Source organism: Vibrio sp. ED004 (genome assembly GCF_023206395.1).
Taxonomy (GTDB): Bacteria; Pseudomonadota; Gammaproteobacteria; order Enterobacterales; family Vibrionaceae; genus Vibrio.
In genome coordinates this window covers 1,161,287-1,177,074 of record NZ_CP066149.1, presented here as the reverse complement: position 1 = coordinate 1,177,074, position 15,788 = coordinate 1,161,287, and the positions used below count along the sequence as shown (strand labels likewise).

Below are 15,788 nucleotides of genomic sequence, written 5' to 3'. Positions count from 1 at the left end.
TCACGGAGAAGAGCAATGCCTTTATTAGATAGTTTCACTGTTGATCACACTCGCATGAACGCACCTGCAGTTCGTGTTGCTAAAACAATGCAAACCCCAAAAGGGGATACCATCACGGTATTTGACCTGCGTTTCACTGCGCCAAACAAAGACATCCTATCTGAGAAAGGTATCCATACTCTTGAGCATTTATACGCTGGTTTCATGCGTAATCAATTGAACGGTTCAGATGTAGAGATCATCGATATTTCACCTATGGGTTGTCGTACTGGTTTCTATATGAGCCTAATTGGTACGCCTACAGAGCAACAAGTGGCTGACGGTTGGTTAGCTGCGATGAAAGACGTACTGAAAGTTGAGAACCAGAATAAGATCCCTGAGCTGAACGAATACCAATGTGGTACAGCGGCAATGCACTCTTTGGATGAAGCGAAAGAGATCGCGAATGCAATCATCGCTGCAGGTATCTCTGTAAACAAGAATGACGAACTGGCACTGCCAGAGTCGATGCTCCAAGAGCTTAAAATCGACTAATCATTTTTGGTTCACCTAGAATACGCTTCACTCTAGATACATTTCGCTCTAGAGACTGAGTGAGCTAGATACTAAAAGGCCCGATTCAATGAATCGGGCCTTTTGTTTATGTCTCACGTGAGCTTGTGTCCTCATTTAGCTATTACAACAAGCCACATTTATCCATTAACGATCTGTGGGAACACGCGCACCAGCTTGATACGGTTCTCTTCGAGTTCTACGATCTCCATTGGGTGGCTAGCAACCTGCACGCTGAGGTGACTCTCTGGAATATCTTCAAGGTGTTCAAGTATCAAACCATTCAATGTTCTTGGACCGTCGGTAGGCAATGCCCACTGTAAGCCTTTGTTGATGTCTCGGATATTGGCGCTGCCTTCAATTAAGAAGCTGCCATCGCTTTGTGGCGTGATCTCTTCAGACAAGCTTGGTGCAATTGAAGTAGTAAACTCACCAACAATTTCTTCCAGAATATCTTCTAATGTAACCAAGCCATTGATGTCGCCATACTCATCAACAATCAAACCGATGCGCTGTTTATTGCGCTGAAACTTAAGTAGCTGAATGTTTAGCGGTGTCGCTTCAGGAATAAAGTAGATCTCATCTGCCGCGCGCAGCAGGGTCTCTTTATTGAACTCGTTCTTTTCCAGCATTAAACGGTAAGCTTCACGCAGCCTAAGCATACCTACCACTTCATCTATCTGGTCACGGTATAGAACCACACGACCATGAGGAGAGTGAGTCAGTTGGCGAACAATCGATTTCCAATCATCATTGATGTCGATGCCGGTGATTTCATTACGAGGCACCATGATGTCGTTCACGGTCACGTGCTCTAAATCTAGAATCGACACCAACATATCTTGGTGACGCTGGGGAATAAGGCTGCCCGCTTCATTTACCACGGTTCTGAGCTCTTCTGAGCTTAAGTGGTCGGTTGCATCATGGCTGGCTTTGACACCTAAGATACGAATGAAGCCGTTGGTAATGAAGTTAACTAAAATCACCAATGGTGACAGTACCTTCATCAGCACCATCAAAAGGATGCTACTGGCGTAAGAGACACGTTCAGGAAATAGAGAAGCGATAGTCTTTGGGGTTACCTCGGCGAATACGAGGATCACGAGAGTCAGGGTACCAGTAGCGATAGCCACACCGATATCCCCGTAGATGCGCATACCAAGAATAGTAGCGATCGCAGATGCAAGAATGTTGACGAGATTGTTGCCGATGAGAATGAGGCCAATCAATCTGTCTGGGCGGTTCAGAAGTTTTTCTACGCGTTTGGCACCTTTATGACCCGTATTGGCCAAGTGCTTTAAACGGTAGCGGTTCAAGGACATCATGCCCGTTTCAGAACCAGAGAAATAACCAGAAATTACAATGAGACACGCGAGTAGCGCAAATAAGATACCCGTTGATATGTCGTCCAAAACTATTCTTTTCCTATTTGTGTATCTTGATTAATTTATGACCGAACATGGTCGAGATGTCAATTGAATCTAACGGACTCAATATTTTAAAGGCAAGGTGTGTGAGACCTTGCCTTTATTTTACAGACTAGTTCAGGATGATTTCCTGAACGAAGCGGCTACCGAAGTAGGCTAATGTGAGCATGCTGGCGCCCGCAAGTGCGAACCAAGTGACTTTCTGTCCACGCCAACCTTTTTGATAATGACCCCATAAAAGAATGGAGTAGATAACCCAAGCGATAAAAGACAATACCGCTTTGTGCGCCTTTCCTTGAGCAAACATATCTTGTACGAAGATAAGGCCAGTCAACAAAGTACCCGTTAATAAGCCATTACCAATAAGAATGATCTTGAAAAGCTGCCTTTCCACCATCATTAAAGGAGGGAGGTTAGGGTTTATCACTAAGGCTTTTTTCTTTTTAAGCTTGTGATCAAGCCACGCGAGTTGCAGGGCGTATAACGCACCGATAGTCAGCGTCGCGTATGAGAACAATGCCAAAGAGATGTGTACGAGCAGCTTCGGGTCATTCTCTAGATGTTTGATGAAGGTACTTGGAAGAAACGTTGCTGCCATGAGGTTAAGCGCTGCGAAGCTATAAACAACAGGCAAGATGAACCACAAGCGGGTTCTGAGCATCGCGCCGCTCATCACCAAAGAAATGATTAAACTGATTAATGAAGCAACGTTCAAGATACTGAGGTTTTGGCCACTAGCATTAAAGATTAAATCGCCAAGCAACCAAGCATGGAAAGCTAAAGCAAGTAATGCGCTGATAAACACCGTTTTTACACGGATTCCTGTTTGGTGCACGAGACCTGGAATGATCGTGGAAATCGCCATTGTATAAAGAAAGGCTGCTGCGATCGCAATAAGACTGTCCATGGTATCCATTTAAATGATTACTAATTGACGAATTATACCTTGCATCGCTCTTTGGGGCTACGGTGAACCTCACTCAATTCCAAGTGAACAATGTCTCACATCACAAGCGTGGATGATTAACGCTCCACAACGGGTATGACTCTAATCAACGCTAATGTATACTCACAGTAATAGTCGCAGGATTGAGCGAAGAGAAAACTATGTTTGATAATTTAACGGATCGTCTATCCAAAACGCTGAAGAACATCAGCGGTAAAGGTCGTCTGACCGAAGACAATATAAAAGAGACGCTGCGTGAAGTACGTATGGCGCTACTTGAAGCCGACGTTGCACTGCCAGTTGTCCGCGATTTTGTTAAGCGCGTAAAAGAAGGCGCTGTGGGTGTTGAGGTTTCTAAATCTCTAACACCTGGTCAAGAATTCATTAAGATCGTTCAAGCTGAACTTGAAGCGGTGATGGGTGAGTCTAACGAGGCTCTTAACCTAGCAGCGCAACCGCCAGCTGTTATCTTAATGGCAGGTCTACAAGGTGCGGGTAAAACCACATCGGTAGGTAAGCTATCTAAGCTTCTAACTGAGCGTGACAAGAAAAAAGTTCTGGTTGTATCTGCCGACGTTTACCGTCCAGCGGCGATCAAACAGCTTGAAACGTTAGCAAGCGATGTTGGCGTCGACTTCTTCCCATCTTCAGCTGATCAAAAGCCTCTTGATATTGCAAACGCTGCAATCGACCACGCGAAGAAGAAATTCTACGACGTACTATTAGTCGATACTGCCGGTCGTTTGGCTATCGATGAAGAGATGATGGGCGAGATCAAAGAGCTTCATACTGCAATTAAACCAGTAGAGACGCTGTTCGTTGTTGATGCAATGACAGGTCAAGATGCTGCGAACACTGCAAAAGCCTTTGGCGATGCGCTACCACTAACCGGTGTTATCTTAACGAAAGTAGATGGTGATGCGCGTGGTGGTGCTGCACTGTCTGTTCGTCATATCACAGGTAAACCAATCAAGTTCTTAGGCGTTGGTGAAAAAACTGACGCACTAGAACCGTTCCACCCAGATCGTGTTGCTTCTCGTATCCTTGGTATGGGCGATGTACTGTCTCTTATTGAAGACCTACAGAAAAACGTTGATACCGAGAAAGCAGAGAAACTGGCTAAGAAGTTCAAAGAGAAGAAAGGCTTTGACCTTGAAGACTTTCGTGAACAGCTTGGTCAGATGCAAAACATGGGCGGCATGATGGGCATGATGGATAAGCTTCCAGGCATGTCTCAGCTACCAGACAACGTTAAAGATAAAGTTGATGACAAGATGTTCAAGCAAATGGAAGCGATCATCAACTCTATGACTATGAAAGAGCGTCAACGCCCTGACCTAATCAAAGGCTCACGCAAAAAGCGCATTGCTGCTGGTTCTGGTACACAGGTACAAGATGTAAACCGTATGCTTAAGCAGTTCACCCAAATGCAGAAGATGATGAAGAAGATGCAGAAAGGTGGCATGAAAGGCATGATGCGCAACATGCAAGGCATGATGGGCGGCGGTGGAGGTATGGGCGGAATGGGTGGTGGCTTTAACCCGTTCGGTCGATAACCTACAAATGTAAGCTTTAGCTACGTTACTTTTCATAGTGTTAGCCGTGTCACAGAAAGTGTACGGCAGCTATGTTGGTGAAAAAATAGCTAAAGCCCTTGCATTGCACCGGAATAAGAGTAAAATTCCGGGGCTTTAATTTGGCACGAGACCCCAAGCTATTACTTAGACTTGGGGTTAATTATTTTATTAAGAAAGCAAAGAGGACGACATGGTAACCATTCGTTTGGCACGTCACGGTGCAAAGAAGCGCCCATTCTATCAAATCGTAGTTGCGGATAGCCGTAACGCTGCAACTGGCCGTTTCATCGAGAAAGTAGGTTTCTTTAACCCTACAGCTCAAGGTCAAGAAGAAGGTCTTCGTCTAGACCTAGATCGTGTTAACCACTGGGTTGGTCAAGGCGCATCTCTATCTGATCGTGTAGCTAAGCTAGTTAAAGACGCTCAAAAAGCGGCTTAATTCTTTTTTAAAGAGAAATAGCTTATGTCGATGAAGGGTAAAGAAACAATGAGCAAGCAAGACGAAAAAATTGTTATGGGCAAGTTTGGTGCTACCTATGGCATTCGTGGCTGGCTTAAAGTTTTTTCCTACACAGACAATGCTGAAAGCATATTTGATTACTCCCCTTGGTACGTTAACCAAAAGGGGAAGTGGGTTGAATTCAAAGTAGAAAGCTGGAAACGTCATAACAAAGGTATGGTGTGTAAGCTGGAAGGTTTTGAGATCCGCGAGGACGCTCATGTACTGACCAACTTTGAAATTGCAGTAGACCCTGCTTCGTTACCAGAATTGTCAGAAGAGGAATTCTACTGGCGTGAATTGTTTGGTATGCAAGTTGTAACCACTAAAGGTTACGATCTAGGTGTTGTTACAGACATGCTAGAAACTGGCTCAAACGATGTTCTAGTAATCAAAGCAAATCTTAAAGATGCTTTCGGACAAAAGGAACGGTTAGTACCGTACCTTGAAGAGCAAGTGATCAAGAAAGTTGATCGCGAAGCTCAACGGATCGAAGTTGACTGGGATCCTGGATTCTAACTTTAAAATCATAGAGCGAGAGAACACATGTGGGTTGGCGTAATTAGCCTATTTCCTGAAATGTTCCGTTCAGTTACTGATTTTGGAGTAACGGGTCAAGCGGTAAAGAAAGGTCTTTTATCTATTGAGACATGGAATCCTCGCGATTTCACTCATGATAAACATCGCACTGTTGATGACAGACCTTACGGTGGTGGTCCTGGCATGTTAATGATGGTTCAGCCTTTGCGCGACGCTATCCAAACTGCCAAGCAAGCATCACCGGGAAAGACGAAAGTTATCTATCTTTCACCTCAAGGTCGTAAACTCGACCAGAAAGGTGTTGAAGAGCTGGCAACAAACGAGAATTTACTTCTTATTTGTGGTCGCTATGAAGGGGTAGATGAGCGCATCATTCAATCTGAAGTTGACGAAGAATGGTCGATTGGAGATTTTGTGATGACGGGTGGCGAACTACCAGCCATGACGTTGATTGATTCAGTATCTCGGTTTGTTCCGGGTGTACTTGGGGATTTCGCGTCAGCAGAAGAAGACTCTTTTGCAAATGGCTTGCTAGATTGTCCCCATTATACGCGCCCTGAGGTGCTAGACGATAAAGATGTGCCATCGGTACTCAAGTCTGGAAACCATAAGGACATTCGTCGCTGGCGATTAAAACAATCGTTGGGCCGAACTTGGCTAAGAAGACCAGAACTCCTGGAAAACCTAGCTCTGACTGACGAACAGGAACAATTACTGGCTGAATTCATTAAAGAGCAACGCTCTTAACGAAAAGCAAGCAGTAACCTATTAAATTTAGTATCAGTTTATTCTAGGAATTTATACAAATGAGCAACATCATTAAGGCTCTTGAAGAAGAGCAACTAAAATCAGACCTTCCTAAATTCGCACCAGGTGACACTGTTGTAGTTCAGGTTAAGGTAAAAGAAGGTGACCGTGAGCGTCTACAGGCTTTCGAAGGCGTTGTAATCGCTATTCGTAACCGTGGTCTACACTCTGCATTCACAGTTCGTAAGATCTCGAACGGTGAAGGTGTAGAGCGTGCGTTCCAAACTCACTCTCCAATGGTTGATAGCATCGAAGTTAAACGCCGTGGTGCAGTACGTCGTGCCAAGTTGTACTACCTACGTGAGCGTTCTGGTAAGTCAGCTCGTATTAAAGAGAAACTTGCTAAGAAGTAATTCTTTTTGCATTCTATCGATAAAAGCGGAGCCATTTGGCTCCGCTTTTTTGTTTGCCCAGCGAAGCTGGCAAACCCGTTAGGTTGAAAGAAACCTGAATCACCCCGACTGAGGGGAAGATAATCCGAATCGCAAGGGCGTTGCTGGCTAACGGCAGGGTCTGAAGGAAGCGATAGGAAGTTAACAGTACACAACGCAAGTAAACCTGCTTCGGCAATATAGGTGGGTAAGCGTCCGAAATAGCGCGAAGCCCTATACTCAGTCAGACCTATGCTGTGCTTGAGGGTGGCATTGTTAACAGGGAGCCAGTGCAGTAACTGGGGAAGCCTGACACCACAGCCAAAAGTCTGGAAGCACAAACTCGAAGCGAAAGCTAAGAGCTGTGTTGGTGCGAGGTGGCAGATGAATCCGTAGTAGTGAGTAAGGCTAAGCCCGAGAAGCCCAGTAATGGTGTGGAGGAGAAAACTTAGCTGACCATCAGCATCAAGTCTGATGGAGCACTGAAATGCCAAAAGCACTCAGTGCTGCGAAGGGAGGAAGTACACTTTAAGTCTGTGATGAACAGATGTTTTTTTCAGTGATACCCAAACCGAATCGCTATCGGGGTATTGATTGTGGAAGCAAGATACTGAGCTAAGAAACCGTATAGGGGAGTAACTCTGACACACTTCAGTAAATTGCCATTGAGCTAGAAGGCTGAATAGCAGAGAGAAATAACACCCACACTGGACATGAAACACTTGTCCCCACACAGCACACAACCCAAGGAGAGAAAGTGCGAGTTTATTACAGTTTATATGGTCATCTGCTCAACAAAGAGAGGCTGTATAAAGGGTTTAAAAAGGTAAAGAAAGCGAAAGGCGCGGCTGGAATAGATGAGCAGAGCCTGAGCGACTACGCCGAAAATCTGAGTGATAACCTCGATCAACTCCTCTCTGAACTCAAAACCAAGCAATACAAACCTCAGCCAGTCAAACGAGTAGAGATACCCAAAGAAGACGGAGGGGTACGATTGCTTGGGATCCCAACCGTTAGGGACAGAGTTGTCCAACAAGCACTCAATGATATCCTCACCCCCATCTTCGAAGAGCAATTTCACCCATCAAGTTTTGGGTATAGACCGAATCGAAGTTGTCACGATGCAATCAACAAATCCACGATGTTTATCCGCCGATACGGATTACAGCACGTCGTAGATATGGACTTGTCGAAGTGCTTTGACAAACTCGACCATGAGTTGATCCTCAAGAGCATCAGAAGGCGAGTCACAGATAGCAGCGTGTTAGAGCTGATAAAACAGTTTCTGAAAAGTGGCGTGATGATAGACGGTAGTTGGCAGGAGACAGAGCTAGGAAGTCCACAAGGTGGTGTTATCAGTCCTTTGATTGCCAATATCTACCTTGATGCGTTCGATCAGGAAATGCGAAAGCGTGACCATAGGCTCGTTCGTTATGCGGATGACATACTCATCTTCTGTCGTAGCAAGGCAGGAGCAGAGAATGCCCTTGCACAAGCGACGAAGATCCTAGAAGGAGAGCTTAAACTCACAGTGAATCAGACGAAATCACATATAGCGCACAGCCGTGATGGCGTGAAGTTCTTAGGTGTAGAAATCGGGAGTCAATTTACCCGCATTCAAACTAAGAAACTGAAAGGGTTCAAAAGTAAGTTAAAGCGACTGACAAAGCGAGGTGCGGTAAGCCACTTGAGCAAGTCATAAAAGCTTTAAACCCAGTGTTAAGAGGGTTCAGTCAATACTTCAGGATCACCAATAACAGCAGAGAGTTCTCAAGGTTAGCAGGGTGGCTACGAAGAAGACTTCGTAGTATCCAGTTGAAACTTTGGAAGAAGCCTCAACGGTTACACCGAAGGTTAAAACAGTTAGGGTATAAGCCGCCGTTCCAACATATCTCAATGACAAGTTGGGTCAGTGCAGCGAGTCCCCTATCAAGCTATGCGATGCCAAATCAATGGTTTAATGACCAAGGATTGGTAAATCTTGGAACAATAAGGACAGGGCATGTGTTCAGCCAATATGCTGAATGGAAGTGTGCATGAGCCGTATACGAGGTCCGTACGTACGGTTCTGTGAGAGGGATGAGGCGGTAACGCCTCACCCTACTCGATGTGCCTGCTATTTAGAGTTTTGAAAACCAGAGATCCCCAACTCCCTCAATGGTATGGACTCCCCACCTTAACTGACAGTGTCAGCTAAAGTTACAGGTGCGAACCAAAACAGGAGCCCATACTATGAATAAATTTAACACAATCTCGATTGATTTAGCCAAATCCGTCTTTCAAGTCGCGGTATTTAACCGCCATGGAAAGCGTAAGTTGAACCAAGCTATGTCTAAAAGAAAATGCTAACGGTCATCAGCCAACACCTGGCGCGACCATTTGCATAGAGGCCTGTGCGGCATCTCATTATTGGGGACGAAACGTTTCAAAGCCGTGGTCATACCGTCAAAATGATACCTCCCAAAAGTGAAGCCATATCGCTGTGGTAATAAGAACGATGCTAATGATGCTATCGCGATTTACGAAGCTTCCTTACGCTCCGATATTCATGCGGTACCAGTAAAAACACCTGAGCAGCAAGATATCGCTATGCTGCTGAGTTTAAGACAAAGCTATATAAAACAACGCACAGCAGTAAGTCTACGGATCCGTGGCTATGCAGCGGAATGTGGAATTACCTTCCCACAAGGAGCCAATAAACTGCGAGAACTGCTCCCTCTCGTTATCGAAGATGCAGAGAATGAATTAACACTGACAACTCGATTCGTTCTCCGAGAATTACATGCTCAGCTACTAAGTCTTGATGAGCCTATCGAGAGAGTTGAATCGCAACTTATAGACTTTGCAAAGCAAATACCCGCTTGCCAGTTATTAATCACTTTACGAGGTGTACGTTGGGTGATTGCAAGTGCCATTTTTCCCGCCTAGGTGACGCTTCGGCCTATAGAAATGGGCGAGGGGCTAGTGCGAGCTTAGGTTTAGTTCCGGCTCATACTGGCAGTGGTGGTAAGAACAAAAACCACGGAATAAGTAAATCAGGTGATAAAACCTTACGCTCTCTTGTCGTTCATGGAGCAAGAGCAGTGGTAGCGAATATACGAGATAAAGAAGATCGCTTAAGTTGCTGGATACGAAACTTGTTAGAAAGAAAGTCGTTTAACCAAGTAGTTGTCGCCCTTGCTAACAAAACGATCAGAATGGCTTGTGCCATGCTGAAGAGCAATCGATCTTATAATGAAACGTTACTCGCTTAACAATTGATTTTATAAGGTTAAGGGAGACATCAATCCCCCATGTAAGCAAGTAAATTATGGTAAAGAGTGAGCATAGCAAGCAAGAGAAACTCTGAGAGGGACGAAGGTGATAATACACCACACGCTCGATAAGAACTTTTGCTGAGTGGATTAAGCCATAGAGGTTCGGGGTAGCTCCCCATAAAGAAACCGAATATACGTGCACTTGCGTACCTTTACTCGTTTCCTTGCAATACTAGGGGAGTCCATATACGTTCCTCACTCTTGGGGATGACGGTTAGGTTTCAGTTACCGAGTTATGACACTAAATGATCTGACAATGGGACAACCATGGCCGTTATTTCAGATAGCGACGAAGGAGCTTGGCCAGAAATCTAATCTTGCGAGACAATTTGGAACAAGCTTGCGTATAACCGTCATATATGGACCCACCCAGTTTGCAAGTGATTTTACACGTTTGGTAATAGAGTCATTGCCTTCATATATTCGGCCTATTTATTGAGCACATTATTATTGTGTTCATGGCTCTGATGTAATCAGCACCCGAAGCTCTTTATCATTCCCACGGCTTCTTAATGAGCCTATGACGGTGCCAGAGTTTCTTCGGGGCGGTTTGACCGCATACCATCGTTGTAAAATTTATCGCAACTGTTGATGAGTATTCTTAATTTACTTGTGTGGTTAGTTGTTCGAGCTTTTCATGGTTATGCGCCTCTTAACTCGTAAGCTTTGTCATGATTGATAACCGACCAGACAATACGAGCCAGTTTATTGGCCAAAGCCACACAAGCAATATTAAACGACTTGGTCGATTTAAGCTTAATTGCCCACTGACTAAGCTTGTCTTCTTTCTTATTCATCCGAGATAACACACTTCGGGCTCCCGCAACCAATAATGTGCGTAGCTGTATATTGCCTTTCTTAGTGATACCTAGCATTGTCTGATTACCACCTGTTGAATGCTGACGAGAAACAAGGCCACACCAAGCGGCAAAATGCCGACCATTTTGAAAGTGCTTCCCTTGACCAATAGCAGCATAAAGCGCAATGGCTGTAATAGGGCCGATTCCGACAACAGTTTGGGCTTGCTGGCAAACTTCATTTGTTCCTGTAAAGCTTTTTATTCTCTGCTCTACTCGCTCGATTCGTTCACACAATGCTTTAAATTCTTCGTATAAATCATTAAAGAGTTCTCTAGATATAGCGGTTAAGTCATTATTGGCATTCTCTAAAACTTCAGGTAACACCTTTCTAAAAGCTGACCAACCTCGATTTATACTAATACCTTGTTCAAGTAACATTCCGCGTGCCTGGTTGCTGAGCTGAGTACGTTGTCTAATTAATCGTTCTCTAATTCGTAAAACAATTTGAGCATCTTGCTGCTCTCTTGTTTTGATCGGCACAAAAGTCATGCTATCTCGTTGGAGGCTTCAGCTATCGCTTCCGCATCATTGTAGTCATTCTTATTTTTTCGACAGTAAGCCACAACGTACTGAGGGGCGATAAGCTTTACCTTGTGACCTAAGCTAACCAACTCTCTTGCCCAATAGTTCGAGCTGCCACATGACTCCATAACGATACAACTCAGCTCTATCTGAGAAAAATAAGAAAGAACTGCAGTACGATTGAGTTTCTTTTTTCTAAGGATCTTTCCATGTGATGTCATATGCACAGCATGGAAAATATTCTTGGCTATATCTAATCCGATCGTTATAGTTTTCATATGGACCTGCCCTTGTTTAGATGACTTATTACAATATTCATCTTGGCGCATTGCGACGCCGTTTAGAAGGGTGGGTCCATTTCATTATTCCCTAGACTGACGAAGGAAGGAGTAGGGAATCTCTTTCAATAAACACCAAACTATCGGCAATAAAAAAGGATTGACGCAAAACGCCAACCCTTCAATCATTTTTCCGAATCTCGAATCTCGAATCTCGAATCTCGAATCTCGAATCTCGAATCTCGAATCTTAGTACGGATCTTCTGACCAACCGTCGCTATCAGACATGTCTGGTGCGCCTGCGATGCTGTTCTCTTCGTCTGCCCACTCACCAAAATCAATCATCTGACATTGCTTGCTGCAAAACGGGCGATGTGGGCTTTGTTCACCCCATTCAACGTCAGTATTACATTGAGGGCATTTAACGATGGTGATTTTCTTCGACATAGTGATTCTTAAATTGAGGGGTAATAATAGTGATTGTAGGCTCGAGTGAGCACTCAAGCCAAACGATAAAAGGAAATTAATTAGGTGCAGATGGCCAATTCAAATTCGATATCTTGAGTACAAGCTTGCCCTGTTTCAAAACTCATGAATTTAACAGCAAAACGATTCTTATGACCCGAGATCATCGGGTAAGCGCCGTATTGCATTGGAATTGAAAGGCGAAGGATATTCGCTTCTTCAGCATCGCTCTGGAAGAAGCCTGCACGAGCAATTTGCTCTTTAAAGTGACCAGTCTCTCTGGTTAGCTTTAACCATAGCGTTAGCGCTTCATACAGAGGCTGTAGGCTATCCATCCATGCCTTGGCATCTCTCATTCTCTTATCGAGAGGAAGGTGCAGCCAATAATGCAGAGCCGGTAAATCAAAGCAGCATGAACCACCAGGTAGATTAAAGCGTTGGCGAATCGCACTCAGGAAACGGTCTTCCTTAAGTGATTGTCCAAAACGCTCCGCTTGCATCAGCTCGCGATAGATGTTGCCAATATCGGTGAGCAGTGATGTAAGCATCTCTTGATCGACACCTTCAACATCTAACCAACTTTTGTAGGTTACACGTTGCTTCTCAATGTCTTTTGCGAGTTCGCTCTTGAGTTGGATCTGTTCGAAGATTTCAATCAGATCAAAGATAGAACGGAAAAAGAGTTGATACTGTTGAGCATCGGAAAATGTAGAAGACAAGTGTAGCTGCCTCAAGAGTGATTCAACTCTTAAGTAGATGCGTGTTTTCTCATTTAGAGGATGTTCAAATTTGTGGGTGATCATCGAGCAAACCTTCATTCAACATTGTTCTATTCTGACCCATCTACTGTACTGATTGCCAGATACTTTTGATGTAAATCTGTGATTTGAGGCAAAAGTTCTTGGTTTTTAGTATGGTTTTTAATCACGTCATCTGCAACTGCTAAGCGCTGTTCTCTTGAAGCCTGTGATTTTAAAATTGACGCTACTTGTTCCCTAGAAACATTATCTCGACTCATCGTACGCTCTATTTGTACTTCAGCAGGAACATCAACGATTAACACGCGATCGGCCATGCCTTGCATTTGGTTTTCAACCAAGAGCGGTGCGACTAATAAAGCATAAGGAGAGGTGACTTTAGACAAGTCACTGTCAATTTTGTCGCGGATCATTGGGTGGAGAAGATCATTGAGCCACTGTTTTTCTGTTGGGTCAGAGAAGATTACTTCACGCAGTTTAGCTCGGTTTAGCGTTCCATCTTCTAGCAAGATATCTTCACCAAAATGAGCTGTAATCTGATTTAGGCCTTCACTGCCAAGTGCGACGACTTCACGTGCCACGATATCAGCATCGACAACATCAATGCCAAAGTGTTCGTTGAACAGGTTCGCAATGGTCGTTTTACCACTGGCGATACCGCCACTTAATCCGATAATGATTGCCATGGTTACATTCCTAGTACAGAAGTTAAATACCAACCCATGATGTCGTTACCCCACATCAAGCTAACCCAACCTGCAATGGCAAGATAAGGCCCAAATGGGAAGGCTTTATCTATGCCTTGCTGTTTCAAGCGCAGCTGAATCAAACCGAAAACCAAACCAACAAGTGACGATAAAAGGATGATCATCGGTAGATGCTGCCAACCCAGCCATGCACCAAGTGCCGCCAGTAACTTGAAGTCGCCGTAACCCATGCCTTCTTTGCCTGTCAGCAGCTTAAACAACCAGTAAACTGACCATAAAGCTAGGTAGCCTGCCATAGCGCCAACCACAGAGTCTTGAAGCGATACTGGGCTGATATTAAACAGTGCTAAAGCGATACCGGACCAAACCAAAGGTAAGGTGATTTGATCAGGCAGTAGCATGGTGTCGAGATCGATAAAGGTCGCTGTAATCAGTGCGAAGGTGAAAAAGATCAGCGCAATAGCGTAGAAACCAAAACCAAAGTGGCTAGCGACTACAGTACAAAGGATTGCAGTAAGCAGTTCAACCAAAGGGTAGCGAGCACTGATAGGATTCGCGCAACTGTGGCATTTGCCCTTTAAGAACAACCAGCTTAGCACTGGAATATTGTCGATGATTCTTAATTGGGTTTCACATTTCGGACAAGTCGAACGTGGAATGTTCAGGTTAAACTTCCCTTCAGGTGCCGGGATTTTGTATTGAGAGAAATACTCTGAGCACTCTTGTTGCCATTCACGTTCCATCATAATCGGTAAGCGGTGTATGACGACGTTGAGGAAGCTGCCAATAAGAAGGCTAAAAATGAAAGCTAATACGGGGAATAGCCAAGGATAGTAGTGAAATACTTCCATAGTGTCCTTTACCACTTGATCTATATGAGCAGAAGTTTGCTACTCATGGGTGTTTAGTTGCTTTTGGCTATCCTAACACACTCATAAGATTAAAGATCGGTAAGTACATCGCAACCACAAGCCCGCCAACAACCGTTCCTAAAAACACGATGATCAATGGCTCTAAGATCTTGCCCAGATTATCGACGGTGTTGTCGACTTCAAACTCGTAAATCGAGGCCACTTTATTAAGCATATCGTCAAGGTTGCCTGACTCCTCCCCAATCATCACCATCTGCAACACCATCTCGGGGAAGGCATTGGTATTACGCATCGCGATATACATAGGCATTCCAGCTGCCGTTTCGCGGTGAACCTCAATGATCGCCGATTCATAATGCAAATTGCCTGCGGTTTTGGCGGTGGTTTTAAGGCTCATGAGAATCGGAATACCAGAACTAAAACTGGTTGATAAGGTGCGGCTGAATTTCGCAATAGAGGCTTTGGCCATCACACCACCAAGCACCGGAAATCGTAACCCTAAGCGGCTGGCTGACAAGCGAATCGAGTAAGAGCGCTGGCACAATTGATGGACTAATAGTGCCAGCAAGCCAATGCCCACAGCGGCATAAAAACTGTAAGCCTGCATCCAATGAGAAAGATGAAGAACTTGTTGGGTAAACCAAGGGAGATCGGCGCCAAACCCTGAAAACATCGATTCAAATTCGGGAATAACCATGGTCAGCATTAGGTAAGAGACAGTCAGTGCAACAATGACCACCATCGCTGGGTAAATAAGTGCTTTTATAACCTTAGATTTTAACTGTTCACTCTTTTCTCTATAGGTTGCTAGGCGTTCGAATACTTGCGCTAGGTTTCCTGAGAGTTCTCCTGTCGCAACTAAGTCGGTATACAGATCATCAAAGTGACGACTTGCGGTGCGCATGGCTTTTGAAATCGGAGTGCCTGCTTCCACGCCTTTACAGATATGCGACAAGATAGATTTCATCTCAGCTTTGCGATGGTTGTCTGATACTAACTTGATAGCCTGTACGATAGGGACACCAGTAGCCAACATAGTCGCAAGTTGTCGAGTCAAAATAGTGATGTCTTTAGGTTTTACACGGTGCGTTAAACGAGTCAGCGCTGAGATGCTTTTCTTTTTGATTTTCTTGATTTGAATGTGCTGATCTTTGAGCTTTTCTCGCACCTCTAATTCGGTGAGCGCTAAGGTTTGACCAGACACTTTCTTGCCTGAGCTATTAATGCCTTTCCAATGATAGCTTTTTAGTTGTGATTGCTTGGACTTACTGCTCATTGGTGCTCCATTGA

General features: G+C 44.5%; 15 protein-coding genes and 2 pseudogenes. 9 read left to right on the top strand and 8 right to left on the bottom strand.

The features are described from left to right. The first annotated feature begins 15 nt into the window (after window positions 1–15). The gene (gene luxS, locus ITG10_RS05035) at window positions 16–534 is read left to right on the top strand and encodes an S-ribosylhomocysteine lyase (protein ID WP_017629423.1); all 519 of its coding nucleotides are present in this window, start codon (window positions 16–18) and stop codon (window positions 532–534) included. Between the two features lie 158 nt (window positions 535–692). Here luxS and ITG10_RS05030 read toward each other — a convergent pair whose 3' ends face one another. Both ITG10_RS05030 and ITG10_RS05025 read right to left on the bottom strand, forming a co-directional pair. Then, window positions 693–1,964 carry a CNNM domain-containing protein gene (locus tag ITG10_RS05030; RefSeq protein WP_017629424.1) on the bottom strand — a complete coding sequence of 424 codons (1,272 nt, stop codon included), beginning with the start codon at window positions 1,962–1,964 and terminating at the stop codon, window positions 693–695. Between the two features lie 127 nt (window positions 1,965–2,091). Continuing rightward, a complete protein-coding gene (locus ITG10_RS05025) occupies window positions 2,092–2,886 on the bottom strand; it encodes an inner membrane protein YpjD (RefSeq protein WP_132762097.1) in 795 nt (264 codons plus the stop codon). Between the two features lie 200 nt (window positions 2,887–3,086). On the opposite strand from ITG10_RS05025, the gene ffh reads away from it, so the two are divergent. From ffh to ITG10_RS04985, 8 genes and pseudogenes are all read left to right on the top strand, one after another. Beyond that, window positions 3,087–4,481, top strand: a complete 1,395-nt coding sequence (ffh, locus tag ITG10_RS05020; RefSeq protein ID WP_010435884.1) for a signal recognition particle protein — start codon at window positions 3,087–3,089, stop codon at window positions 4,479–4,481. A 211-nt stretch (window positions 4,482–4,692) separates the two neighbouring features. After that, window positions 4,693–4,941 (top strand): 30S ribosomal protein S16, encoded by a 249-nt coding sequence (gene rpsP, locus ITG10_RS05015; protein ID WP_004410028.1) that lies wholly within the window; start codon window positions 4,693–4,695, stop codon window positions 4,939–4,941. 24 nt (window positions 4,942–4,965) lie between these two features. Then, window positions 4,966–5,520, top strand: coding sequence for a ribosome maturation factor RimM (gene rimM / locus ITG10_RS05010; protein ID WP_017629425.1), 555 nt, complete (start codon window positions 4,966–4,968; stop codon window positions 5,518–5,520). Between the two features lie 27 nt (window positions 5,521–5,547). Beyond that, entirely contained in the window at window positions 5,548–6,288 is a 741-nt protein-coding gene (gene trmD / locus ITG10_RS05005; protein WP_017629426.1) for a tRNA (guanosine(37)-N1)-methyltransferase TrmD, read from the top strand. Between the two features lie 59 nt (window positions 6,289–6,347). After that, window positions 6,348–6,701 (top strand): 50S ribosomal protein L19, encoded by a 354-nt coding sequence (rplS, locus tag ITG10_RS05000; protein WP_004738151.1) that lies wholly within the window; start codon window positions 6,348–6,350, stop codon window positions 6,699–6,701. A gap of 775 nt (window positions 6,702–7,476) precedes the next feature. After that, a pseudogene (gene ltrA / locus ITG10_RS04995) lies at window positions 7,477–8,759 on the top strand (group II intron reverse transcriptase/maturase). Window positions 8,760–9,185: 426 nt separating this feature from the next. Beyond that, a complete protein-coding gene (locus ITG10_RS04990; protein ID WP_248386639.1) occupies window positions 9,186–9,647 on the top strand; it encodes a transposase in 462 nt (153 codons plus the stop codon). Beyond that, window positions 9,581–9,973, top strand: coding sequence for a transposase (locus tag ITG10_RS04985; protein ID WP_348983555.1), 393 nt, complete (start codon window positions 9,581–9,583; stop codon window positions 9,971–9,973). Before ITG10_RS04990 ends, ITG10_RS04985 begins: the two co-directional genes overlap by 67 nt. A 704-nt stretch (window positions 9,974–10,677) precedes the next feature. Here ITG10_RS04985 and ITG10_RS04980 read toward each other — a convergent pair. The 6 genes and pseudogenes from ITG10_RS04980 to ITG10_RS04955 form a co-directional block, all read right to left on the bottom strand. Then, a pseudogene (locus ITG10_RS04980) lies at window positions 10,678–11,696 on the bottom strand (IS110 family transposase). A gap of 249 nt (window positions 11,697–11,945) precedes the next feature. Beyond that, window positions 11,946–12,143 carry a DNA gyrase inhibitor YacG gene (gene yacG / locus ITG10_RS04975; protein WP_017106879.1) on the bottom strand — a complete coding sequence of 66 codons (198 nt, stop codon included), beginning with the start codon at window positions 12,141–12,143 and terminating at the stop codon, window positions 11,946–11,948. 80 nt (window positions 12,144–12,223) lie between these two features. After that, a complete protein-coding gene (gene zapD, locus ITG10_RS04970; protein WP_017629805.1) occupies window positions 12,224–12,964 on the bottom strand; it encodes a cell division protein ZapD in 741 nt (246 codons plus the stop codon). A gap of 26 nt (window positions 12,965–12,990) precedes the next feature. Beyond that, window positions 12,991–13,605, bottom strand: coding sequence for a dephospho-CoA kinase (gene coaE, locus ITG10_RS04965; RefSeq protein ID WP_017629806.1), 615 nt, complete (start codon window positions 13,603–13,605; stop codon window positions 12,991–12,993). Between the two features lie 2 nt (window positions 13,606–13,607). Continuing rightward, window positions 13,608–14,477, bottom strand: coding sequence for an A24 family peptidase (locus ITG10_RS04960; protein WP_017629807.1), 870 nt, complete (start codon window positions 14,475–14,477; stop codon window positions 13,608–13,610). Window positions 14,478–14,544: 67 nt separating this feature from the next. After that, window positions 14,545–15,774, bottom strand: coding sequence for a type II secretion system F family protein (locus tag ITG10_RS04955; RefSeq protein WP_017629808.1), 1,230 nt, complete (start codon window positions 15,772–15,774; stop codon window positions 14,545–14,547). Window positions 15,775–15,788 lie beyond the last annotated feature (14 nt).